Source organism: Serratia sarumanii, from assembly GCF_029962605.1.
GTDB classification, from domain to species: Bacteria; Pseudomonadota; Gammaproteobacteria; order Enterobacterales; family Enterobacteriaceae; genus Serratia; species Serratia sarumanii.
Genome location: NZ_CP124750.1, coordinates 924,423 through 945,544, shown reverse-complemented (window position 1 = coordinate 945,544; position 21,122 = coordinate 924,423). Strand labels below are relative to the sequence as shown.

Below are 21,122 nucleotides of genomic sequence, written 5' to 3'. Positions count from 1 at the left end.
AAGCGGCGCGGGCCTGGCCCGCGCCCTGACTTACTGATACTGCCGACGGTACTCGCTCGGCGACATGCCGAAACGCTGCTTGAAAGCGGTCGAGAAATGGCTGTGATCGGCAAAACCCCAGTCGAGGCCGACTCCGGCCAGCTTCTCCTGCCCGGCGGCGCTGCGCAGCGCCTGCGCGCACAGATCCAGCCGGCGGTTCCTGATGTACTGCGCCACCACCAGCCCCTGACGGGCGAACAGCCGATACAGGCTGCGCAGTGACACCCCCAACTCGGCCGCCACCCATTCCGGGCGCAGCTGCGGCGACTGAATATGCCTGTCGATCAACGCCAGCGCCTTGTCGAAAACCGGCTGTTGCCCCTCCGGGCGCGCCTGTTCGAGCGCCAGCGCCGGGCGCAGCAGCGCCGCCAGCGCATTCAGCACCGCCTTGCTTTCCGCCGCGGCGAGTTGAAGATCCTGCATGCTGCTCAGCACCAGTTGGCGGCTGAGGCGCACCGCGCTGAGCTCTGCTCCGAGACGCTGGGCGCAAGGCGGCGGCAGCGGCAGGCAGCCGCGCGGCAACAACAGGGAGATTTGGCGTGAATCGCGCTGGAAGGTGAAGCTGCTGGGCCGTGAGGCGTCGATCAGCGTGATGTCGCCGGGAGAGAGCACCGTCTGGCTCTCGCCCTGCTCCATCAACGCGCTGCCGCGCAGCTGGAAGACGGTAAAAAAGTGCGCGCCGTCGCTGCGGGCGATCTCGCGCGGCGTGCGGTACAGCCGGGCCTGAGACACGTCGACCACGCTCAGGCGCAGCGCATGGGCGCGGAATTCCTGCATCGCCCCGCTGAAGCCCGGCCCCAGCGTTTTTGCGCAGAATCTGCCGCAGGCGGTGTTGATTTTCCCCAGCCACTCTTCGAAGCCGACGTCCCGGAGCGTTGCCAATGCCGTCATGATCTCTCCCTTCAAACAGCAGCGGTGCTGCGCCGTTGAACAGAAAACCACCATAACAATCCGTTAACACACAATCAATGGCGAGCCGGGGATTTGGCGCCGCGATCACAGATCATCTCATCGGGCGCCGGAGGAGGAATCGCCTTAAGGCTGCGTATCCAACAGATGCCGCACCACCGCCGCGTACTCTTTGGCGTAGCCTTCAACGCTGGTGCTGGCCATGCCGGCATTGTCTATCTTGTATTTGCCGGCTACGTAGAACGACGGGGTGCCGCGCACCTCGAACGCCTTTACCGCTTCGTTCTGCTTGGCGATCAACCCTTTGACCAGCAGGCTGTGGCGCGCGTTTTCATAGGTTGCGGCATCGATGCCGGCCGCCGTGAACACCCGCTTAATATCTTCGGCGCTATTGACGGCGCGCTGTTTCTGCACCGCGTCGAACATCGCCCCTTCAATCTTGTCTTCTACGCCCAGTACCGTCGCCACCGCCCAGGCTTCGGTCAGCTCATTGCCCAGTTTGCCCATCAGGCTGACGTGATACTTGGTGACTTTCTCACCGGCGGGCAGCGCCTGCGCCACGGTGCTGCCTACCCGGTAGGTCTCGGCGAACTGATAGCAAGGGCCGCAGTAGAAGGAGAAGAACTCCACCACCGCAGGCGCGGCGGCTACCGGCTTATCCAGCCGGGTGTATTGCTCGCCCGCACGGTAATCCGCGGCCTGAACCGCGGGCAGCGCCAACATCAATACGACGGCGGCAGCGAACGAACGCTTAACGTTTGCCAACATAAACACTCCTGGTTTCGATTATGAACATCGTCCTTAGCGGCGGTTTTTATAATCAAATAACCGGCAGAAGGCCAGTTTTTATTACCTTCTGTTTATGTGGGATTCAGTCAGCGGCCTTCGTAACCGTCCCAGTAGGCGCCCACCGCTTCCTGCGACAGCACCTGACGGCGTTTAGGATTGTCGGAGCCGCTGTAGGCGCGATTGATGAAAATGGTTTTGTGTTCCATGTTCTGCTGGAATTCCGGGCTGGCCAGATAATCGGCCTTTTGCTGCGCCTCGCTGCGCGCCACGCCTGCCGCGCGATCCTTTTTCCCCTGCTGGTAGAACTGTTCGAACATCGGCACGGCGTTTTTAATGCTGCCGTTCACATCGGTGCGGAATTGCGGGTCGAAGTCGTCGCGCGTTTGATAAACGTAGTGCTTGGCATGCCGCTCCGCGCTGCTGAGGTGGTGGGTGCAGGCGCTGAGCGCCAACAGCGGCAACAACAGCGCCGCGCTTTTCAGTCTTTTCATGTCGTCTGTCCCTGTCAGTGAGGAAGGTTCCTTTAGCGCCAAGAGCATAGCGCCGGCCCCCGGTAAACGTCAAACAACAAAATACGCATCACATTGTTTTATATTAATATTATATACATTGATTGGTATTCATTGCCTGAAACACTATGCTTTAACCGAACAGGGTAAACACTCACCGACAGCGAGGCGGCCAATGAAACCGATCGACAAAAACGTGGGGGAGTACGACCTCACGGCGGAAAAAAAAGCGGGCATGATCACCGGCACTATCCGCGGCGAGCTGCCGGACAGCGACGCCAATCTGCCGCTGCTGCCCTTCTCCGGCACCTTTGCCGGCCCGAGCGTGGCCGAAGCCATCGCCGATATTCAGCAGCAGTTCCCCGACATCGAACCGGCGATTATCGACGACCTGCGCGAGGAACTGCTGAAGGCCGGTTTCTAAACCGGATCGCGGTGGCGCACGAACGGGCTATAGACCGGCGCACCGGGCTTCAGCGCCAGATCGGCGTCAAAATCTTCATTGCGGTTGAACCACACCGCCGGCCAGGCGGCAAGATCGCCTAAGCCAGCCCGATACGCCTGCGTCACCTGCGCCAAAGCGGCGTTCTGCACCTGCAGCGCCTCGCCCGTCAACCCGCCGCGCACGCCATAAACCAGGAACGGCTCCAGCACGCTAAAGCCGATATAGTGCAGCGCATGCATGATCGGCCACAGCATCAGCCGCATATCGCCGTCGCGCCCGTTCGGTGCGCAGGCCTGAGCAGAGGCGCCGGCGGTGACGGTCAGCAGCGCCCGTTTGCCGCGCATCACGCCGTTTTCATGGCGGTGGCGACTGTCGTAGATCCCGCCGTAAACGAACACCCGATCCATCCAGCCCTTGAGGATGGCCGGCGCGCCGAACCACCAGAAAGGGAACTGCAGCACCAGCGTGTCCGCCCAGCGCAGCAGCTCGATATGCCGCCGGATCTCCGCCGGCAGCGCCTGAGTCGTCCAGTGATGGCGCTGCTCCTGCATCGCATCGAACCTGTCCGCCTGCTTTCTGCTGGGGTAATGACCGGCACCCTCGCGCGGATCAAACTCCTCCTGATACAGATCGACCGTCTTCACCTGATGCCCTTGCGCCAGATAAGCCTGCCGCGCCTGTTCGGCCAAATGGGCATTGAAAGAATGCGGCTCGGGGTGAGCCAGCACAATCAGCACGTTCATCCTGTGTCTCCCGTTGTAAGGTGGTGCTGCTATGCTGTGGCTTTATCGCCCCCTTGGCAATTACGCACCTGAAGGTAACCCCCCATGGCCTATCCCGGCGACGTCTATTCGAGTAAATGCTCCGCGCGCGATGCGCTGGCGCTGATTTCCGGCAAGTGGGTGATGCTGATCCTGCCCGTGCTGGCACAGCGGCCGATGCGCAACGGCGAGCTGCTGCGCCGCATCGACGGCATTTCGCAGAAGGTGCTGACGCAAACGCTGCGCCAGTTGGAACGCAACGGGCTGCTCGAACGGCTGGATTTAAGTGAAAAGAATCAGGCACATGTGGAATACCGGCTCAGCGCCGTCGCCTGCTCGCTGGTCGAGACGCTGACGGCGCTCGACCGATGGGCGGAATACCATTTCCCCGAGCTGGACGCCGCCCGCGAGCGCTATGATGCAGACCGCAAGCGCGCGGCCGATTAAAGCGGTTTGCCTGGCAACGCGGGGCGCACAGAATGCGCAGATGAGACGCTTGTTCCCCGTCTCGCCATCCGTTATCTATAGTTAAATCAATTCGCCGGTAACGGCCCATTCCACCTGAGGATCTTGCCTTGACGTTTTTAAAACACCCTATCGCCGCGCTGGCGCTGGCAAGTGCCGGCCTGCTGTCGGCGGGCGGCGCGCTGGCCGCTTCCGATGCGCTGGTGTACTGCACTGTCGCCTCGCCGGAATCGTTCAACCCGCAGCTCTCCAGCTCCGGGCCGACCTTTATCGCCACCTCGCAGGTGCTGTACAACCGCTTGGTGACGCTGCGCGAAAGCGATAAAACCCCCGCCCCTTCGCTGGCCACCGAGTGGAGCGTCAGCCCGGACGGCAAGACCTACACCTTTACCCTGCGCCAGGGCGTGAAATTCAACAGCAACAAATACTTCACCCCAACGCGCGACTTCAACGCCGAAGACGTGGTGTTCACCGTGATGAGGCAGAAGGATCCGGCTAACCCGTATCACAAGGTCTCCGGCGGCAACTATGAATACTTCACCGACATGGGCCTGGACAAGCTGATCGCCAAGGTGGAGGCGGTGGACGAGCATCACGTGCGCTTCACGCTGAGCCAGCCCAACGCCGCCTTCGTCGCCGACTGGGCGATGGATTTCGCCTCGATCCTGTCCGCCGAATACGCCGACGCAATGCTGAAAAAGGGCACGCCGGAATACGTCGACAACTGGCCGATCGGCACCGGGCCGTTCGCGCTGCAGCAGTACAAACAGGATTCGCTGATCCGCTACATCGCCAACCCGCACTACTGGCAGGGCGAAGTGGCCAGTAAGCACCTGATCTTCTCCATCACGCCGGATCCGCAAACCCGGCTGGCCAAGCTGAAAACCAACGAATGCCAGATCATCCCCGCGCCGCTGCCGGAACAGTTCGCCGCCATCAAGGCCGACGGCAACCTGCAGCTGCACGACATCACCGGGCTGAACGTCGGCTATCTGGCGTTCAACACCCAGAAAAAACCGTTCGACAACCTGCTGGTGCGCCAGGCGCTGAGCTATGCGGTGGACAAGAAAGCGATCGTCGCCGCGGTGTTCAAAGACAGCGGCACGCCGGCCAACTCGCTGCTGCCGCCGGGCATGCTGGGCTACAACGATCAACTGCCGGAATACGCCTACGATCCGCAGAAGGCGCGCGAGCTGCTGAAGCAGGCCGGGCTGGAGCAGGGCTTTGAGACCGATATCTGGTCGATGCCGGTACAGCGCCCCTACAATCCGAACTCGAAGCGCATCGCCGAGATGATCCAGAGCGACTGGGCGAAGATGGGCGTGAAGGCCAAGATCGTCACCTGGGAGTGGGGCCAGTATCTGGCAGGGCTGCGCAAAGGCGAACAGCAGAGCGCGCTGTACGGTTGGGTGTCGGACAACGGCGATCCGGACAACTTCGCCACCCTGCTCGGCTGCGCCGGGGTGCAGAGCGGCGCCAACGTGGCGCGCTGGTGCGATAAGGATTATGACCGGCTGATCCAGCAGGCGATTCTGGAGAACCAGCCACAGGCTCGCGCCAAGCTGTATCAACAGGCACAGGTGATCTTCGCCAAACAGGCGCCGTGGCTGCCGCTGGCCACCGGCAAAGTGTTCTACGCCACCCGCAGCAACCTTAGCGGCTATGTGGTGGACGTGAACGGCAGCGACTTCGCCAAGGCCAAATTGAACTGATCCCGGGCGCCGCGGCGAGGGCTGCGGCGCTATTTGCTTCGCTACTTATTAAGCTGCCAGCCTCTGAATCTATCGTCCATTAGCTTCACAACTTACGATGCTAACTGCCTCTCCTGCCGCCAGGCACTTAACCCACTAAATTCATAGCTTAACAAGCGGTTTAACCCCTGGCATTTTGCTTAAACTGCACACGGGCGCTTTCCTCACCTGTAACATTTCGTTACCATCGGCGCACAGACCCTTTAACATCAAAAGGCAACCCGGTGCAGAACACCTACATGCCGTGGCAAATTCGCCTGCACTGGCTGGTGGCGATCCTGCTGGTCATCACCTGTGTCACCATCGAGCTGCGCGGCTTTGCCGAACCGGGCAGCGCCCCCTGGTACGTGCTGGTTGTCACCCACTTCAGCTGCGGCGTAACGGTGTTCGCGCTGATGATCGCCCGCCTGTTCCTGCGCTGGCGCCACCCTTCGCCCGCCATCGCGCCCAAACCGCCTAAGTGGCAAACCGGCCTGGCGCACCTGACGCACACCCTGATTTACCTGCTGCTGTTGACGCTGCCGGTGCTGGGGGTGTATTCGCGCTATCTGGGCGGCAAGGAGTGGTATCTGTTCGGCCTGTCGATGCCGTTCGCCGACGTGGCCGATCGGCCGCAGGCGCGGATGATTATCGGCTGGCACAAAACGCTGGCGTCATTCGGCTACTGGCTGATCGGCCTGCATGCCGCCGCCGCGCTGTTTCACCACTACATCGTCAAGGACAATGCGCTGGTGCGCATGCTGCCGTTGATGAAAAAGCGCTGAATAATTTGGCGCCAGGGATGAATTTTCGGGCCACGCCCGCTGACAGGGAATGACATGCAAACCCAATTTTTTAATGTGACCGTCGAACAATGTGCCTGCCAACAGACGGCGCCCGACAACCTGGTGAGGATCATCGCCGCCGGCCAAACGTTCTTTTTTTACCGTGACGACTTCAGCGACAGCGAAAATCTGCTGGCCACGCTCGCCGCCGGCGATCGGGTGAAGATTGGCGCCCATCGCCTGCAGGACGGCAGCTACTGGCTGCACTGGCTGCTGCACGAGACAAAAGGCCGGCTGGAGCCCGACAGAACGCTGAAATACAAGCTGAAATACTTCGCCCTGCTGGTGCTGGGCGCGGCGCTGGCCGGCGGTTTTCCGGCAGCCTTTTTCATCATGGACGGGGAAGATTCCTGGTTGACCATCGTTCTGTTCTTTATCGCCGTAATCGCCGGCCTTGTCGGCATCGGCATGGTGCTGTTCGTCGGTTCGGAGCTGCTGCTGATCGGGCATCGCGGCCGCAGGCGCCTGCTCAAGGCGCTGGATCGCGTGCTGCAGGGGCAAGACGTCACGCCGCCCGGATCGCTCAGCCTGAAAATCCCCGGCATCAAATACCGGGCCGTCAGTGCAGACGCCGCGTCAGTGCCCGCAGCGCAGCAAACCGACGTCCCCCTCCCCGACGGCGTCGAGGCCTCCGGCATCGAGACGGTCAACGCCCTAAGCTACGAACTCCTCCACTATGAGATCCCGCGCCAGGTGCAGTATTTGGACACCTATGCGTGGCGCCAGAAGGAGACGCACTTCGCGTTGACGACCCGCGCGCTCAACGTCCCCAATACCAAACTGCATCCGGTATTTCGTCGGCAACATCCGCTTTTCATCGCCAAAGGCGATCCGCTGCAGGTGCTGTATTGCGAGAACGACACCGTCCCCGAGTTGCCTACGGTGCGTGGGATCATCAACCACCGCGATCGCCAGACTTACCTCATCGGCGGCCGCCGCTACTTCACCGAATCCGGCCTTAACCTGTGCGCGCGCGTTGTCTTCATTCTCGGCGCGATCGTGACGTGCTTTGTGCTCGGCCTGGCGGTGGCGGATAACGCCGATACCCCGGCGGGCTTTTACCTGGATGCCTGGACCCTGAAGCGCCTTGGTAGCGAATTGCCGCCGATTCTGCTGCTGATGATGCTGATGATCAGCGGCCTGGCGCTGCTGATCGAGGGCTTCGCCCAGATCTGCCGCCTTTACTCTTTTGACCAGCACCGCACGTTTAAAACGTTTAAATACCTGCGCAATCTGCGCCGCAGGCTATGGCGGCAGGATCAGGTGACGGAGCTGAAATGATGACGTTAGCGCTTTATAAAAGACCCCTTATTATCCTGACGCTGTTTTTGGCCAGCGCGCTGGGCGTCTATTTCCTCGCCCCTGAACAACGCTATGCGCAGTGGCAATGGATCCAGAGCGACGAGGCCTTGCCGACGATAGCCCGTTACGATCTCATCCACAGCTACCCGGCGCAGGACGGCGCTCTGCTGCTCATCAGCAAAAGGAGTGAGCGCGGGGCCTACAATAGCTTTTACGGCTGGGCGGCCAACTATCTCAGCCAGGTGTTGTTCAGCGGCCCGCAGGGATTGCAGATGCTGGGGGAACTCGACGAGTCTATCCACGATGCGGTTTGCGGCGGGCAAGAGTGCGTGCTTTTTCTGTCCAAGGGGCGCCGGCTGGTCGATGTGAAACAGGGCACCATCGGGGCACTGATCCCCTGGCCGGAGGGCGACGACAACCGGCCTTCCTTTATCGGCGGCAAACTGGTGGCGCTGCCGGGTAAACGCGCGCTGTATCTCATCAGCACCGAAGGCGTATTCTACAGCCCGGACTTTGGCGCCCATTGGCGGCAAACGCTCGATCTGCCGGCGCTGTTGGAAGCGCGTCAGCTGCTGGGTTTTGAGCGCGGCGAGGAGGACTCACCGACGGCTTACGCCTCCGGCAAGCGCAAATCCATACCCGAGATCTTTACCGCCGTTGACGGCGATCGCGTGCTGTTCTGGATGAATCCGGTGCTCGGCTCCGGCGCCTTGCACATCGCCGTTAACGGCAAAACCGGCGAGGTGGCCGAACCGCATTGGCTCACGGTGCGCGTGACGGAAAGCGCGCAGGCCCCGGATGGCGGCATCTACCTGATCGCACAGACGCTGGAAAGAGGGCTGTATCAGCTCCTGCGTTATCAATCCGACGGGCAGTTGAAGGTACTGCTGGAGACCGGCGATAAATCGCTGTATCAGCTGTGGGCAGGCAACGACAAGCTAGTCACCCAAACGGATAACGGCGATGCGCGCCTTTCGCTGATTTTCGATCTGCGCTCATCCGACGTGCGCTACCGCCAGCCGTTGGAGTATCGCTACAACGGGCGCGACGACGCACGCCAAACCGTGATCGAACCGGAAAGCCACTATGGCGATGACGGGGAGCCCCCGGCGCTGCCCTACTTCGTTCGCTACCGTTCCACCACGCCGTGAACATGAGGAACTTGCCATGCTGTTAGGTTATGGCGCCGGCGTTGCAGGGCTGGTGGCGCTGTTGTTGGCGCTGCTGCTCGCCGGCATCCTGCTCGCCTGGTGGGGCTGGCGCTACGCTTCTGCCCGCTGCGGCCGCCCACGCCCGCCGCTTTCCTGGGGTGGCTATCTGCTGGCCTCGGCGCTGGCGATCTACCCGGTGGCGTTCGTGCTGATGCTTATCGACATCGCCATCCAGGATCTCAAGAGCCAGCGGGCGGAAGAACGCTGGAATCGGCGCAGCTACCTGACGCTCGACGAAGCCAAACCGTTCGGTGAAATCACGCTGACGAAAGGCAGCTGGGTAAACCGGCAGGAACCGCGCCTGCCCGGCACCGAAGACAGCCCCATCACGATGGATGGCGTGACCGCCGTGCGTTTTCCTCGGCCGCAGAGCGTGGCCGGCGTGCCGATCATTGCCTTCGAGGTTTTACCGCCGGTAATGGAGCTGGCGAGCACACACACCTTCTCCCGCCCGAGCGGCCAAAGGGTGCGCTGCGAAGCGGGTTGGCTGGTCTCTTTCTCTTTACCGCCGGATAAGCCGGCCCCGCAGTGGGAAGAGTGGCAGGCCGGGCTGCCTGCGGCGGCGTTTCGGCCCAGCGACTGGATCTTTAGGGAGTGCTTCCCCGGCAGCCCGATCGCCGTGCTGACCTTGCACAACGGCGAAGTCAGGGTGCTGCCTTAAGCCTTACGCCATGGCGTTGGGCAAGCGCACGGTCACGCGGTTATTGGCCGTGGGCAGCCGCAGCGGCGCGTCCTGCCAGCTTACTGCGATAACCAATACCGGCGGCGCCGCTACGCGAGGCGCATGCCCGTCGGGCCCCACGCTGTAGGCATCCCATTCAATCACGAATACGCCGCCGTCTTGCGGCTCGACCCGCTCGACAAAAAAGGTGGTGTCCGAACCGCGCCCGCCCGCCGGTTTATGTGCGTAGGAGAGCAGGCTGAACCACTCGCCGGCGAAGTACAGATGGTACAGACCATCGACAATATGCTCGCCGTGGAACTGGCAGCCGCCGACGCTCAAGCCGTCACCCGTCGGCGATTCCGCCACGCGTTCGAGATCGCACACCAAGCGATCGGTCGGCCGGTTATCCAGCAACAGCTCATAAGGCGGCGCGTGCAGCAGCGCGGCAGGATCGTCCGCATGGCGCAAATCCGCCGGTAACGTCGAGCGCGCCGCCAGCGCGCGGCCACTGGGCAAGGCGATCTCCAGACGATCCGCCGGATCCTCTGCCCACTGCGGCACCCACAGACCGCGCACCTGACGCAGCGGCGTGGCCGCCGCCTGCCGACAGCTCGCCCGCAGCCGCGCCAGCGCCTCGGCGGAACCGGCGGCCAATGCCGCCTGCTCGCGCTCGGCCAGCACAGGCAGCGCGTACATCACTCGGGTGGCAGGCTCGTACACCGTCAGCCCCTCACCCTCGCGGCTGCGGGTCGGGATCAGGCGCAGCTTGCCGCCGTCCACGTCCTGCGGCGCGGCACAGGCGCTATGCACAATCGCCCCGTCGCGCAGCAGCAGCGTCCAAAAATTGGGGCCGCCCATGCCCAGCTCCCCCACGCCGCCAATCTGCCGGTCGCTGTCGCCGGCGTGCGCCATTTCAATCGGCTGCGAACGCCAGTCGGTCTTGCGCCACTCTTCGGCCTCTTCGGGGTTTTGCACGCCTTTTGCGGCGTATTTCGCCCATTGCAGCACGGCGAACAACGCGATGCACAACGCGCCGAAAATCGGGTAATCCCGCCAAATCAACAGCCAACCGACGATCAAAAAGGCCCAGGCGGCCATGGCGATATCCTTTTTCAAGAGCAAACCGCCTGATTCTAGCGCAAGCGGTTAGCGGGGTTGAAGCCTATGCCATGAATAATTAGCCGTTAAATAGAAAGGCAATAATTTCAGCGTTACTTCTGTGACCATGAAGATCACATAAATAACGTTTCACTGAGTGATTTTAACGTAGAAAAGATAACTCTCTGTATCTCAATACAATATTTAAACCCGTATTAAAAACCGAAGAATTAAAGCGGGAAAAAACCGCAATAATTTGTGCATATTCTAAACATTGACTATGTTTAGACATACTCTTTATATGCAGGTAAACATACTGAAAAACAAAAGAGCAAGGCTCTCAAGATAATTAAACCAACCTCGCGCACCGCGTGGGTGAAACACTATTTACTATAAAATTCCGAGGATATTTGATCTCCACGGAACGAGTAACTTTGCGTTTTATCAGGCCAATAGGCTACACACCGCAATTAATATCATTATTAGCATTTCGGAGAGCGACAATGAAAATCGTTACAGGCATTATCCTTACCTCTGTGGCCGCCTTCAGCGGCGCGGCTTACGCGGCCGATGCGCAGCCTACCACCGGCAACGCGGAAGTGACGCTGGAACACGTGCACGCCGTGATGGAAAACGGCAGCCCGGCGCCGCAGCACGACGCCGCCTGCAAAAAAGAACTTTCCATGCCGGAATCGAAATATATGGGCATGAAGGTCAAAACCGATTACACCATCAACAGCAGCACCATGATGATGTCGGCCAAATCGATGTTCCCATCGCCAAACGATAAACAGCCGATGGAACTGACGGTCGATCTCTCCGCGCTAGGCCTGGCGGATGTGTATGCCTTCGGCGCCTTTAAACCGGCCGCGCTGCCGCAGGCGTATATTTATTTCACCATCGACAAGGATTTTAAAAATCCGGTCAGCACCTTTATGGTCATTAACCAAGGTAAGCAATATAACTGCGTAATTTCCAGCTCGAATAAAATGATGAGTGAAGAAATGCGCGGCAAGATGAAGAAACAGTAACGGAACGAAAAACGGCGCTTCCCTTAACAGGATGCGCCGTCAGCAAAGCATTAAATCAGACCAGGATTGTATTTCTGATTGAATTTCTCTTCCGATTGGAACAGATAAATAATGCCTTCGATAAAGCCGACAATCGCCGGGATCCCCGTCCAGCAGAACAGCAGGTAGAACAGCCCCCACCACTTCATCCCTAAGTAAAACTTGTGAATGCCCAGCCCACCCAGGAAGATGGCCAGCAGGGCCGCCGCGAGCTTGTCTTTTCTGCTCATAGTACACTTCTCCTTACTTCTCACCGAACCACCGGCATGTCCAAAAAACGGATGCCGCTCCACAGAGCGCCGCATCGCAATGCTTGAGGAGAAAACATTCATCCATCAAGGCTCAACAGAGGTAATTATAACAGTGATTAATTAAACGGTTGTTTAACCGGCGAAACGGTAGACAAATGGGAGATCGCATTGATTTGACTATGCGTTATCCCTCCGTACTATCCCTGAGGCATAAGTTATTAACAACGCCATATTTAATCCGCTGCAAAAGAGTGACAGGAAAATTGCACTCTCTGTTGGCAATCGGAATTTAGTATTTAATTCAATTAATTACCCGATTAACAGTCATCACCCTACCGTACACCAGGGTTCGCCTATTTGAACCAATGGCGTCAAAGCCGGTGTGACAAGTGAGCATCTAATGGGCCAGGCAGCTCAGCCATTACATATTTATCGCCCCTATCGCCCGACGCATCGTCCTTCATACGGCGTTGTATTTCGCCAATCGGTTTACCTCATTTCCATCATTCATTTTGATGTCAACTAAGTCTGCTTTATACAAGCGGCTTTGCCGTCCATCCTGCACAGTGCAGGAGCGGCCATCGCAACTCTCAAATTTTCAATGTCTCAATGACCATTCTTAGGGCGGGGGATACATTGCGATGGGGATAATAAAGAAATAACCCTTCCATTCGCAGGCTGTAACGCTGTAATACCCTGATAAGTGCTCCACGCTCTAAATCATCGGCAACCAACTCGACAGGAACATAGGCCAGCCCCAGGCCCAGCCGCGCGGCTTCTGCCTCCATATAGCTGTCAGATAAGGCCCATTGCCCTTCCGGCCGATGAGTGATTTTTTTATCATCCTGATGGAGTTCCCACTGGTATAGGCTGCCGTCGGCAAGCTGATAGGCGATACAGGGATGTGTCTTTAAATCCGCAGGATTTTGTGGAAAACCGTAACGACGAAAATGTTCAGGAGTCCCCACAATCGCCATCTCCATATCGGGCGTAATGCGCACCGCGACCATGCCCTGGCCTACTTCAGGCCCAAGACGGACGCCTGCATCGAATCTTTCCTCGATAATATCGACGAACCGGCTCTCGTTCATGAGTTCGAGCCTGATATCAGGATAGCGCTGTTTAAATACCGCAAGCTTTGGCAGCAGGCATTTATCAATCGCGTGCTGGCTGGCATTGATGCGGACCGTGCCGGAAGGGGTCTCACGATAATGCGCCAGTGTCGCAAGCCCAAGATCTAAGGTATCAAATCCGGACTCCGTTTTCTGATAGAGCTGCTCACCCGCTTGCGTCAGCGATAGCTTACGCGTGGTACGCACCAGTAGCTGGACACCTAACCTTTCTTCAAGCTCGCGAACAGAACGGCTTATCCCCGATTGAGCCAGGCCAAGCCTGTGAGCCGCAGCGGTAAAACTGCCTTCCCGTACCACCTGCATAAACAGGTAAAGCTCGTTGTAGTTCTCCCTTTTTGCCATTGATTTACTCCCCCCAAGAATGACGCCAGTCTCAGCATTAATTTATAACAATATGGTATTAATCTTAGCAATTATCTCCCTCTAATCAGCATTAATTCTGCTCACTATAATGAGCCCATCAAAACAAAGCACAGCAGCGTTGTCCGTAGGAAACCTGTCTCTCTATCTTGTTTTTCATGGGGATTTTTATGAAAGCTTTCACCCGAACGCTAAAAACCGCAATGCCTGCCATGCTGTTATTCGCATCATTAAGTGGAGTCACGACAATGAGTTATGCTGATTCAGTCAATCCGAATGCTCCTGTTTCGATGATCGATAAATGGGACAAGACGTTTGCCGAGAGCCAGAAAGTCGATCATCGTAAGGTCTCGTTTCAAAATCGATATGGGATCACCTTAGTGGGCGACCTTTATCTCCCCAAAGATCGTGGCGATCGCAAGCTGGCGGCGATTGCCGTCAGCGGGCCTTTTGGCGCGGTGAAGGAGCAATCCAGCGGCATGTATGCGCAAACGCTGGCGGAACAGGGATTTGTTACCCTGGCGTTCGACCCTTCTTATACGGGGGAAAGCGGCGGCTATCCGCGTAACGTCGCCTCGCCGGATATCAACACGGAAGATTTCAGCGCGGCGGTAGATTTCTTGGGGCTGCAAAAAGAGGTGGATCGCAACCGTATTGGGCTGCTCGGCATTTGCGGCTGGGGCGGCATGGCGTTAAACGACGCCGCGATGGATACCCGCGTCAAAGCGGTGGCCACCAGCGTGATGTACGACATGAGCCGGGCGATGAGCCATGGCGTAGGTGATGGCAAAGACCGTTATTCGACCGCCGACCGTCGTGCCGTTCTGCAGTATCTGAATGAACAACGCTGGAAGGATGCGGAAAGCGGAACGTTCGCACGAGGTGGCCATGATATTAACGTCGACAGCAATGGCAAGGTCAGCGCGGGTGAGCGCATTCTGCCAGAAACCCTGCCGGCCGATCCGCATCCGGTGCTGAAGGAGTTCTTTGATTACTACCGCATGCCGCGCGGTTTCCACGAACGCTCCGTTAACTCGACCGGGGCGTGGACGGCAACGATGCCGCTGTCGTTTATGAATATGCCGCTGCTGAGCTACGCCAGCGAAATTACTATCCCGACGCTTATCGTGACCGGTGAAAAAGCCCATTCACGCTATTTTGCCGAAGATGCTTATAAGGCGGTCGGCAGTAAAGAAAAAGAGCTGGTGATTGTCCCCGGTGCAAATCATGTGGACCTGTACGACAATGCGGCCGGTAAAATACCTTTCGCTAAGTTCGAACAATTTTTCAAAGCCAATCTGAAATAGCCCCTCTACTGACAACATTAAAAGCCGCCTGTCTACGCGGGTGGCTTTTATTCTGACTTCCGTGAAATCTGACTATGTCTGCACTTAGCCAAACACCATCACCGAATAATCAGCCCGCTTACTGGAGCGGCATTTTTGCCATGACCCTGTGCGTCTTTGTGCTGATTGCATCGGAATTTATGCCCGTCAGCCTGCTTACGCCGATTGCCCGTGATTTAGACGTGACGGAGGGGCTGGCGGGACAGGGAATTGCCATCTCCGGCGCGCTGGCCGTCCTGACCAGCCTGACGCTTTCGACGTTGGCTGGAAATGTGAATCGCAAGTACTTACTGCTGGGGATGACGATTCTGATGGCCGTGTCGGGGCTCGTTATCGCACTGGCTTCCAACTATCTGATGTATATGGCAGGCCGCGCGATGATAGGTATTGCGATCGGTGGATTCTGGTCGATGTCTGCGGCAACGGCAATTCGTCTGGTGCCACAGCATCAGGTTACGCGTGCGCTGGCTATTTTCAACGCCGGCAATGCGCTGGCGACGGTAGTGGCAGCGCCGCTGGGTAGCTATCTTGGAGCGACCATCGGATGGCGAGGCGCTTTCTTGTGCCTGGTCCCCGTCGCGGCCGCGGCCTTTATCTGGCAGTGCGTGAGTCTGCCGGGTATGAACGGCAATAATAACCCTGCGTCACGCGGATCCGTATTGCGCCTGTTCAGTCGCCCTGTTGTCTCCATTGGCATGCTGGCTTGTGGCCTGTTCTTTATGGGGCAGTTTGCGTTATTTACCTATGTGCGTCCGTTTCTGGAGTTGGTGACGCGGGTTGATTTCTCTGGCTTGTCGCTAATTTTACTGGTTATCGGTGTGGCCGGTTTTATTGGCACGCTGGTTGTCCCGGCATTCCTCAATAGGAAATTCTATCTAACGCTGATGGCCATTCCTGGGCTGATGGCTGTCATTGCCATCGCCCTGATTCTTGCCGGGCATCACGTTTGGGCTGTCTCGTTGCTGTTAGGCCTCTGGGGCATGCTGGCAACCGCCGCGCCAACGGGATGGTGGACATGGATTACACGCACGCTGCCCGAGGATGCGGAAGCCGGAGGCGGCCTGATGGTTGCGGTGATTCAGCTCTCGATTGCCCTTGGTTCAACGGCAGGTGGCATGATGTTTGACAGCCTGGGATGGCGAAGTACTTTTGGCTTGAGTGGCTTATTACTTCTTGGTGCGGTAGCGATGGCGTTTCTTACGTCCCGTCAAAATAGCAATACGTACTAGCGTAATCAGTTTGTTCAAACGAGCTCTCAGCCATGGCAGTGAAAGCTAGCCGAAATGGCGAATAACAATTCAAGACCGAATAGAAGTACGCGCGCGCCGGATTTTACCGGACAATAAACCAATCGATTCATTGTAATTCAAAGCGTTTGGGGATAATTAAGGATGTGGTAGGAAGAGAGTATGGTGCCGATAATAGGAGCGAAACAAAGAAAGTAATCAACTGTTTTAAAACGATTTTTATAATCACAAAACAGAAGTCTATACATATACCTATACACAATAAAATGGTGCACAATACATAGAATAAATTATAAGCAATTAGCACTAGCCCAGCGCTCATCATATTAAAAAGAGATTTATAGGAAAACTGTTCACCCTATACACCTTTTGATTTTATCCTTTTATTTCAATGCATTGATGGGTGTATAGCTACCTTCTCGGTGTACACCCCTGTTCACCTACAGGGTGAACAGCCTGAACCGCAGGCACAAAAAAACCGGCCTGAGCCGGTTTGGGGAGCGCTTGTCGTTATGATAGTGGCCGTTCAGCGGCCGATAGGATGCCCTGGTGTTGCTGCAGGTATTCGGGTCACTGCCACTATAGGCGGCGCGGCGATTGAGCGTCCAATGGGTTCGGCAGATCAATAAAGGCCTATTGATCGGCCCGGCCGATCGACCCGTTTATCGTCACACCGCCCCGCACTTCGGCAGCCAGTCCGCTTCGCACTCTTCACTCAATATCAGGTTGGTTTGTATTCCCTGCTTGGTGCGGCGTTTCAGCAGCGTGTGTTCGTACTCTTTGAGCGTCTGCGGCACCGCCTGGCCGAACGCCGTCAGGTTCATCACGTGCTGATAGCCCCGTGCCGCCATAAACGACAGGTAGGCGTGGTACAGATAGCGGCGCGGGTTCGGCGGGGTGATGTTGGCATTACCGATCATCATCCCTTCCGGGGTACCCAGCACCGTCAGGTAACCACAAAAATCGACCAGCGGATCGGCATGCCGTTTGATTTCCAGAGCTTCCGCCGAACTCTGCTGCGCCTGAAGCAGTACGCGGGCGTCATTCGGGTTGGCGAAGCGTTGCATCAGGTGGCGCACAATGACTGACAGCTCATTAGTAATTTTGTCCAACAGCTGCGGGTCACGTTCTGCCAGCGGTATCGCGTCCGGGAAGGTAATAATCACCCGCCGACGGGATACCCCGCCGCTGCGGTCGCTGAACTGCATCGGGTTGTTGTTGACTGCCAAAATTACCGCCGGGATGTGCGCCGCGTAGGCGTCGCGGTATTTGGGGTCGATGGCGACCGCATCGCCGCCGGTGATGGCCTTGATGCCTGCTCCGTCACCACTCCACTTCTCCTGGTCGGGCAGAATAATCAGCGAGTAACCGACCACGCTGGCCCGCTCGCGCGCCGACTCCAGGTTGTCGATGGTGGCGGAGGTGGTGTTGTCGGCCCCGGCCAACAGCCGGGCGATGGCCGCCATGACGCTCTTGCCGCTGCCGCCCGGGCCGGTCACTTCAAGGAACAACTGCCAGTCGTAGCGGTTGGCCAGCACCATAAAGAGCGCCGCGAGGATGCGCTCTTGCTTGTCGTGGTTGCCCCCGGCGGCCCGCGTCAGCCACTGCCAGAAGTGCGGCGCATGGTCAGCCAGATTCTCACCGGCACGCGGCGGCGTGTAGTCTACGCTGTTGACGGTGCGCAGCCAGTGTTCTTGCCGGTGAGCACTGAACTGGCCGCTGACGATATCAAACACCCCGTTACGAAAACCAATCAACCGGCGGGCAGGCTCGCCCATCTGCGGCACCATCAGCTTGAGGGTGTCCAGGATGCTGTTGATACCGGCGGCGGAGAAAGGTGCTCGTACCTTCTGGAACAACGCGGCAATCTCCCGGCTCAGCTGTCGGTGTGGCAGCACCTGCCAGGCGCCGCGCGTATAGCGGCACAGCTCTTCCCCTACCGGCGGCACCGCCAGGGTGTTGCCGTAATGCTCGGCCAGCAGTTCGGCTTTCTCACTGGCACTCATGGCTTTCAGGTCAGCATCGCTCAGCGTGTCGAACGGGCTGGGCTGCGGCGGCTGGCTGAGCGCCTGGAGCTGCGCGCGCGTGGACTCAGCGCCCTGCTGACAGTAGACGTCGTTCCAGTCGCCCTCCGTGGGCGGCAGCGCCGGGGCGCCGCCGGTGAGTGTGGCCGCCTCGGCGGCGCGGGTCTGCCCGGTGCCGCTGCGGTCATTATCGGCCGCCAGCAGTAGCCGCGCATCCGGGTAGTGGCTGCGCAGCTGCTCCGCCACCGCCGCCAGGTTGTTGGCGCTGAGTGCCACGCACACCGTTTCGCCGGTCAGGCGGTGCACGGTAAGGCCGGTGGCGTAGCCTTCGGTGAGCCAGATAACCGCGTTGTCCGGGCCGTTCAGAATGTGGCAGGCGGCTTTCACCTGCCCGCCTGCCAGCATGCGCTTGTCACCGGCGGCGTTAATCAGTTGCACGTTGACCACTTCTCCCCCGGCATTGTACAGCGGCAGCAAGAGTTCGCCGGGCTGGAAGGTGATACCGCCGACGCGCAGCGACTGGCCGTGCAGGGTCAGGGTGTCCACCTCCGGCCAGCCCTTGGCGCTCAGGTAGGCGTTGCCGCTTTTGCATTGAGCGGCGGCCACCAGAGCCTGTGCCTGTCGCGCGGCCTTGTGCTGGGCCTTGGCTTTGTCTTGTGGTGAATGAGCGGTCTCAGCGGCCGGTGGCAGGCCGTTGGTGTTTTCTCCCATCACGGCAGCCACCTGTTCGGCGGCGGCCTTTGCTGACAGCGACAGGGCTTTTTCCACCAGGTTGAGGCCGTCACCGGCCCCGCACTGATTGCAGAACCAGGTGCCGCGCCCATCCTGGTTGTCGAAACGGAAGCGGTCTTTGCCGCCGCAGGTTGGACACGACTGCGGCTTGCCGTTTGGCTGCAAGGCAATGCCGAGGGCCGGGAGTATCACCGGCCAGTGGCCGGTGGCGGTGCGTACGGTCTGGGAAACGAACTGGGCGCTCATGCTCTTCTCCTCAGTGTACGGTGGCGTTCTGTGCCGCCGACAGGCGCTCGCAGCACAGTTCGTCCATCATCTTTTGCCCCAGCGCAGTCAGGCGCGGCGCGGCCACCAGAACGTCCGGCTGCACCATGTCGCTCAGCATGGTGCACGCCATGTCCATGCCATCCTCCGGGCCGTACTGATGCACAAAGTGCCCCTCCAGACGCAGGGCAATCGTCATCTGCAGCTCGTCCAGCGTGTATCCGAGGCTCACCCGGTAAAAGGCGCAGGTATCCAGATAGGCCTGCGCCACGGCGCGGCGGAAAACGGCGGTACGGACTTCAATCGGTAAACAGGATGAGGTATTCATGCGGCGGTGGCCTCCATGCGGGCAAGGATTTGGGTTTCACAGGTGTTGACGACGTGGCCGAGCTGGTCGGTCAGCAAGGCAATGACCGAGGCAAACGACGCCTGTTGCACGGCATCGGGGCGCTGCCCGCCGAGGTCGAGGGTGTCCAGCAGGTCAAGGAACAGCACGCCGGTGGCGTGCGCATGCTGAAGACGCAGAAAATCGGCATGCGGGATAGGGTAATGGGTATCGCGGTAGTAGCGGTCGGCCAGGGTGTTCATGCCACCGCCTTAACCGCCAGACGACCGGCAAAGGACAACACGTAATCACGGGCCAGCACGCGGCGGGCATTGCGTTCGCTATCCGCCACGGTGCGCACCATACGCGGTGAAGCCGTCAGCGCAGCACGGCGCACGGCCGCAAACAAAAAGCAGTATGTCGGGTGAGTCGGGGTGAGGGTCGTAGCCATAGCGGCAGCCTCCAAGGTTAGCGAATTACCGCTACCACCGAAGTTCTCACGCAAGGGTGGTAGCCCAGACGGGGGTGAGAAACCGGCAACCTTGGAAACCGGCCAGCACAAAGGCTGCCCCGCCTGAGCCACCATTGATTGACTGCTGCGGTAGCATAACATGCACCGCGCAAAAAATGAGCGCACTAAGGCTGTGACATAAAAAAACACGCGTGGCGCGTGTTCATTTGTCGCCAAGATTAAACTCGGGTTCTCACGCCCGGCTGCCGATTTTGCGGCAGCGGGAGGACTATAGCGCAGGGCCGGACGTGGGGGCAAGCCGTAAGACGCCCCCGGACGTTTAATCGATCGCATAGTGATCAACAGTCGGTAAGCTGATCGTTGCGGGTATCGGCCGCCGCGCAGGTCAGCGGCACCGGCCCGGCACGGAACAGGCGCGGCTCGGCCTGGCGACTCGCCAGACGAATAACGCCGTGTTTTTCGCTGCGGTGCTCCGGCAAGACGACGCCAGGCTCTTTACGCTGCAACAGGATAGCTTCCGCCACAAACAGCGCGTCGCGCTCATCGAGGGTGAAATGCTGGCGACCCAAGGTTAGCTGCATCATACGGCGGCCCCCTGGTGACGGTTGGCGATACGTTCATCCATCCACTGCTCGACCTCGGAGGCCAGCCAGGCGACGTTTTTACCGCCGAGGGAGACCTGGGCCGGGAACTGCTTACGGCTCATCATCTCGTACACGGTGGAGCGGGACAGGCCGGTGGTGTAGAGCACTTCCGGCAGGCGAATAAAGCGCTCGCGCGGGGTGTAACCGCCAGGAAGCACCGGCGACAGAGTGGATGGGGTGGGGGTGGAAACGGTCAACATAAAAACGCTACCTCTTGATGTCCGGCCAACGCTGGCCGGGACTGTGTGAACTTCGGTAGCGCCCTATTATGTGAATATTTATCGGGGTGGCAACAAGGTGTTGTTGTGTGGTGAAACAGATTTTATGCTTACTTTTCAATCAAGTGGACATATTGGCCTATATTGGCCTTTATTGACCGTTGTTGGCAAACCAGCCGAAAAGCCTGAGCGATGGATGGACGGTTGATTAATAGGGAGAAACCGCCAAACACCGCTAGCCAGGGAAAAGGTCGTTTTGGGCCGGGTGA

General features: G+C 58.8%; 23 protein-coding genes and 1 pseudogene. 10 read left to right on the top strand and 14 right to left on the bottom strand.

Features of this window, described 5'->3' with window-relative positions; genetic code table 11:
- Positions 1 to 30: 30 nt before the first annotated feature.
- The 3 genes from feaR to SSARUM_RS04380 all read right to left on the bottom strand — a co-directional run bounded on the left by feaR (position 31) and on the right by SSARUM_RS04380 (position 2,228).
- A complete protein-coding gene (feaR, locus tag SSARUM_RS04390) occupies positions 31 to 930 on the bottom strand; it encodes a transcriptional regulator FeaR (protein ID WP_049213764.1) in 900 nt (299 codons plus the stop codon).
- Positions 931 to 1,074: 144 nt separating this feature from the next.
- Positions 1,075 to 1,716 (bottom strand): DsbA family protein, encoded by a 642-nt coding sequence (locus tag SSARUM_RS04385; RefSeq protein WP_049213763.1) that lies wholly within the window; start codon positions 1,714 to 1,716, stop codon positions 1,075 to 1,077.
- 107 nt (positions 1,717 to 1,823) lie between these two features.
- Positions 1,824 to 2,228, bottom strand: a complete 405-nt coding sequence (locus tag SSARUM_RS04380; RefSeq protein ID WP_041033536.1) for an Exc2 family lipoprotein — start codon at positions 2,226 to 2,228, stop codon at positions 1,824 to 1,826.
- 193 nt (positions 2,229 to 2,421) lie between these two features.
- On the opposite strand from SSARUM_RS04380, the gene SSARUM_RS04375 reads away from it, so the two are divergent.
- Entirely contained in the window at positions 2,422 to 2,670 is a 249-nt protein-coding gene (locus SSARUM_RS04375) for a hypothetical protein (RefSeq protein WP_019454278.1), read from the top strand.
- On the opposite strand, the gene SSARUM_RS04370 is transcribed toward SSARUM_RS04375, so the two are convergent.
- Positions 2,667 to 3,434 (bottom strand): NAD(P)H-dependent oxidoreductase, encoded by a 768-nt coding sequence (locus SSARUM_RS04370; RefSeq protein WP_049213762.1) that lies wholly within the window; start codon positions 3,432 to 3,434, stop codon positions 2,667 to 2,669. The two genes, SSARUM_RS04375 and SSARUM_RS04370, sit on opposite strands and share 4 nt — an antisense overlap.
- 84 nt (positions 3,435 to 3,518) lie before the next feature.
- Between SSARUM_RS04370 and SSARUM_RS04365 the strand changes: the two genes are divergently transcribed.
- The 6 genes from SSARUM_RS04365 to SSARUM_RS04340 all read left to right on the top strand — a co-directional run bounded on the left by SSARUM_RS04365 (position 3,519) and on the right by SSARUM_RS04340 (position 9,666).
- Positions 3,519 to 3,899, top strand: coding sequence for a winged helix-turn-helix transcriptional regulator (locus tag SSARUM_RS04365; protein WP_060426660.1), 381 nt, complete (start codon positions 3,519 to 3,521; stop codon positions 3,897 to 3,899).
- Between the two features lie 128 nt (positions 3,900 to 4,027).
- On the top strand, positions 4,028 to 5,629 hold the full coding sequence (locus tag SSARUM_RS04360) for an ABC transporter substrate-binding protein (RefSeq protein ID WP_049213758.1): 1,602 nt from the start codon (positions 4,028 to 4,030) through the stop codon (positions 5,627 to 5,629).
- Positions 5,630 to 5,907: 278 nt separating this feature from the next.
- Positions 5,908 to 6,432 (top strand): cytochrome b561, encoded by a 525-nt coding sequence (gene cybB, locus SSARUM_RS04355; protein WP_041037876.1) that lies wholly within the window; start codon positions 5,908 to 5,910, stop codon positions 6,430 to 6,432.
- Between the two features lie 54 nt (positions 6,433 to 6,486).
- Positions 6,487 to 7,773, top strand: a complete 1,287-nt coding sequence (locus SSARUM_RS04350; RefSeq protein ID WP_049213756.1) for a hypothetical protein — start codon at positions 6,487 to 6,489, stop codon at positions 7,771 to 7,773.
- Positions 7,770 to 8,945, top strand: coding sequence for a hypothetical protein (locus SSARUM_RS04345; RefSeq protein WP_049213753.1), 1,176 nt, complete (start codon positions 7,770 to 7,772; stop codon positions 8,943 to 8,945). Before SSARUM_RS04350 ends, SSARUM_RS04345 begins: the two co-directional genes overlap by 4 nt.
- Before the next feature lie 16 nt (positions 8,946 to 8,961).
- Positions 8,962 to 9,666 (top strand): hypothetical protein, encoded by a 705-nt coding sequence (locus SSARUM_RS04340; RefSeq protein ID WP_049213752.1) that lies wholly within the window; start codon positions 8,962 to 8,964, stop codon positions 9,664 to 9,666.
- A 3-nt stretch (positions 9,667 to 9,669) separates the two neighbouring features.
- Here the strand turns inward: SSARUM_RS04340 and SSARUM_RS04335 are convergent, their stop codons facing one another.
- Entirely contained in the window at positions 9,670 to 10,785 is a 1,116-nt protein-coding gene (locus tag SSARUM_RS04335) for a hypothetical protein (protein WP_223182039.1), read from the bottom strand.
- Positions 10,786 to 11,270: 485 nt separating this feature from the next.
- Here SSARUM_RS04335 and SSARUM_RS04330 point away from each other — a divergent pair, with 485 nt between their 5' ends.
- On the top strand, positions 11,271 to 11,798 hold the full coding sequence (locus SSARUM_RS04330) for a hypothetical protein (RefSeq protein WP_033647405.1): 528 nt from the start codon (positions 11,271 to 11,273) through the stop codon (positions 11,796 to 11,798).
- A gap of 50 nt (positions 11,799 to 11,848) precedes the next feature.
- Here the strand turns inward: SSARUM_RS04330 and SSARUM_RS04325 are convergent, their stop codons facing one another.
- Positions 11,849 to 12,067, bottom strand: coding sequence for a TM2 domain-containing protein (locus SSARUM_RS04325; protein WP_015376761.1), 219 nt, complete (start codon positions 12,065 to 12,067; stop codon positions 11,849 to 11,851).
- Positions 12,068 to 12,678: 611 nt separating this feature from the next.
- Positions 12,679 to 13,563 carry a LysR family transcriptional regulator gene (locus SSARUM_RS04320; RefSeq protein WP_060387322.1) on the bottom strand — a complete coding sequence of 295 codons (885 nt, stop codon included), beginning with the start codon at positions 13,561 to 13,563 and terminating at the stop codon, positions 12,679 to 12,681.
- Between the two features lie 266 nt (positions 13,564 to 13,829).
- On the opposite strand from SSARUM_RS04320, the gene SSARUM_RS04315 reads away from it, so the two are divergent.
- A complete protein-coding gene (locus SSARUM_RS04315; RefSeq protein WP_139639891.1) occupies positions 13,830 to 14,888 on the top strand; it encodes an alpha/beta hydrolase in 1,059 nt (352 codons plus the stop codon).
- Between the two features lie 140 nt (positions 14,889 to 15,028).
- A complete protein-coding gene (locus SSARUM_RS04310) occupies positions 15,029 to 16,156 on the top strand; it encodes an MFS transporter (RefSeq protein WP_033647408.1) in 1,128 nt (375 codons plus the stop codon).
- Between the two features lie 686 nt (positions 16,157 to 16,842).
- Here SSARUM_RS04310 and SSARUM_RS04305 read toward each other — a convergent pair.
- The 7 genes and pseudogenes from SSARUM_RS04305 to SSARUM_RS04280 form a co-directional block, all read right to left on the bottom strand.
- Positions 16,843 to 19,176 (bottom strand): primase-like DNA-binding domain-containing protein, encoded by a 2,334-nt coding sequence (locus SSARUM_RS04305; RefSeq protein ID WP_060429594.1) that lies wholly within the window; start codon positions 19,174 to 19,176, stop codon positions 16,843 to 16,845.
- A gap of 10 nt (positions 19,177 to 19,186) precedes the next feature.
- Complete coding sequence (locus SSARUM_RS04300; RefSeq protein WP_060431685.1) at positions 19,187 to 19,522, bottom strand: DUF5375 family protein; 336 nt, start codon at positions 19,520 to 19,522, stop codon at positions 19,187 to 19,189.
- On the bottom strand, positions 19,519 to 19,782 hold the full coding sequence (locus SSARUM_RS04295; protein WP_016928972.1) for a hypothetical protein: 264 nt from the start codon (positions 19,780 to 19,782) through the stop codon (positions 19,519 to 19,521). The genes SSARUM_RS04300 and SSARUM_RS04295 overlap by 4 nt, the downstream gene beginning before the upstream one ends.
- Entirely contained in the window at positions 19,779 to 19,970 is a 192-nt protein-coding gene (locus SSARUM_RS24630) for a host cell division inhibitor Icd-like protein (RefSeq protein WP_060429590.1), read from the bottom strand. The genes SSARUM_RS04295 and SSARUM_RS24630 overlap by 4 nt, the downstream gene beginning before the upstream one ends.
- A 27-nt stretch (positions 19,971 to 19,997) precedes the next feature.
- Positions 19,998 to 20,324, bottom strand: a pseudogene (locus tag SSARUM_RS24625) (ash family protein); the annotation flags it as partial.
- Positions 20,325 to 20,329: 5 nt separating this feature from the next.
- On the bottom strand, positions 20,330 to 20,575 hold the full coding sequence (locus SSARUM_RS04285; protein ID WP_016929809.1) for a hypothetical protein: 246 nt from the start codon (positions 20,573 to 20,575) through the stop codon (positions 20,330 to 20,332).
- Complete coding sequence (locus tag SSARUM_RS04280) at positions 20,572 to 20,835, bottom strand: helix-turn-helix transcriptional regulator (RefSeq protein ID WP_060429588.1); 264 nt, start codon at positions 20,833 to 20,835, stop codon at positions 20,572 to 20,574. Before SSARUM_RS04280 ends, SSARUM_RS04285 begins: the two co-directional genes overlap by 4 nt.
- Between the last annotated feature and the right edge of the window lie 287 nt (positions 20,836 to 21,122).

Excerpts from the sequence above, each read along its gene's own strand:
- feaR (WP_049213764.1), bottom strand. The coding sequence starts at position 930 with ATGACGGCATTGGCAACGCTCCGGGACGTCGGCTTCGAAGAGTGGCTG.
- SSARUM_RS04385 (WP_049213763.1), bottom strand. The coding sequence starts at position 1,716 with ATGTTGGCAAACGTTAAGCGTTCGTTCGCTGCCGCCGTCGTATTGATG.
- SSARUM_RS04380 (WP_041033536.1), bottom strand. The coding sequence starts at position 2,228 with ATGAAAAGACTGAAAAGCGCGGCGCTGTTGTTGCCGCTGTTGGCGCTC.
- SSARUM_RS04375 (WP_019454278.1), top strand. The coding sequence starts at position 2,422 with ATGAAACCGATCGACAAAAACGTGGGGGAGTACGACCTCACGGCGGAA.
- SSARUM_RS04370 (WP_049213762.1), bottom strand. The coding sequence starts at position 3,434 with ATGAACGTGCTGATTGTGCTGGCTCACCCCGAGCCGCATTCTTTCAAT.
- SSARUM_RS04365 (WP_060426660.1), top strand. The coding sequence starts at position 3,519 with ATGGCCTATCCCGGCGACGTCTATTCGAGTAAATGCTCCGCGCGCGAT.
- cybB (WP_041037876.1), top strand. The coding sequence starts at position 5,908 with ATGCCGTGGCAAATTCGCCTGCACTGGCTGGTGGCGATCCTGCTGGTC.
- SSARUM_RS04350 (WP_049213756.1), top strand. The coding sequence starts at position 6,487 with ATGCAAACCCAATTTTTTAATGTGACCGTCGAACAATGTGCCTGCCAA.
- SSARUM_RS04345 (WP_049213753.1), top strand. The coding sequence starts at position 7,770 with ATGATGACGTTAGCGCTTTATAAAAGACCCCTTATTATCCTGACGCTG.
- SSARUM_RS04340 (WP_049213752.1), top strand. The coding sequence starts at position 8,962 with ATGCTGTTAGGTTATGGCGCCGGCGTTGCAGGGCTGGTGGCGCTGTTG.
- SSARUM_RS04330 (WP_033647405.1), top strand. The coding sequence starts at position 11,271 with ATGAAAATCGTTACAGGCATTATCCTTACCTCTGTGGCCGCCTTCAGC.
- SSARUM_RS04325 (WP_015376761.1), bottom strand. The coding sequence starts at position 12,067 with ATGAGCAGAAAAGACAAGCTCGCGGCGGCCCTGCTGGCCATCTTCCTG.
- SSARUM_RS04320 (WP_060387322.1), bottom strand. The coding sequence starts at position 13,563 with ATGGCAAAAAGGGAGAACTACAACGAGCTTTACCTGTTTATGCAGGTG.
- SSARUM_RS04315 (WP_139639891.1), top strand. The coding sequence starts at position 13,830 with ATGAGTTATGCTGATTCAGTCAATCCGAATGCTCCTGTTTCGATGATC.
- SSARUM_RS04310 (WP_033647408.1), top strand. The coding sequence starts at position 15,029 with ATGACCCTGTGCGTCTTTGTGCTGATTGCATCGGAATTTATGCCCGTC.
- SSARUM_RS04305 (WP_060429594.1), bottom strand. The coding sequence starts at position 19,176 with ATGAGCGCCCAGTTCGTTTCCCAGACCGTACGCACCGCCACCGGCCAC.
- SSARUM_RS04300 (WP_060431685.1), bottom strand. The coding sequence starts at position 19,522 with ATGAATACCTCATCCTGTTTACCGATTGAAGTCCGTACCGCCGTTTTC.
- SSARUM_RS04295 (WP_016928972.1), bottom strand. The coding sequence starts at position 19,782 with ATGAACACCCTGGCCGACCGCTACTACCGCGATACCCATTACCCTATC.
- SSARUM_RS24630 (WP_060429590.1), bottom strand. The coding sequence starts at position 19,970 with ATGGCTACGACCCTCACCCCGACTCACCCGACATACTGCTTTTTGTTT.
- SSARUM_RS04285 (WP_016929809.1), bottom strand. The coding sequence starts at position 20,575 with ATGATGCAGCTAACCTTGGGTCGCCAGCATTTCACCCTCGATGAGCGC.
- SSARUM_RS04280 (WP_060429588.1), bottom strand. The coding sequence starts at position 20,835 with ATGTTGACCGTTTCCACCCCCACCCCATCCACTCTGTCGCCGGTGCTT.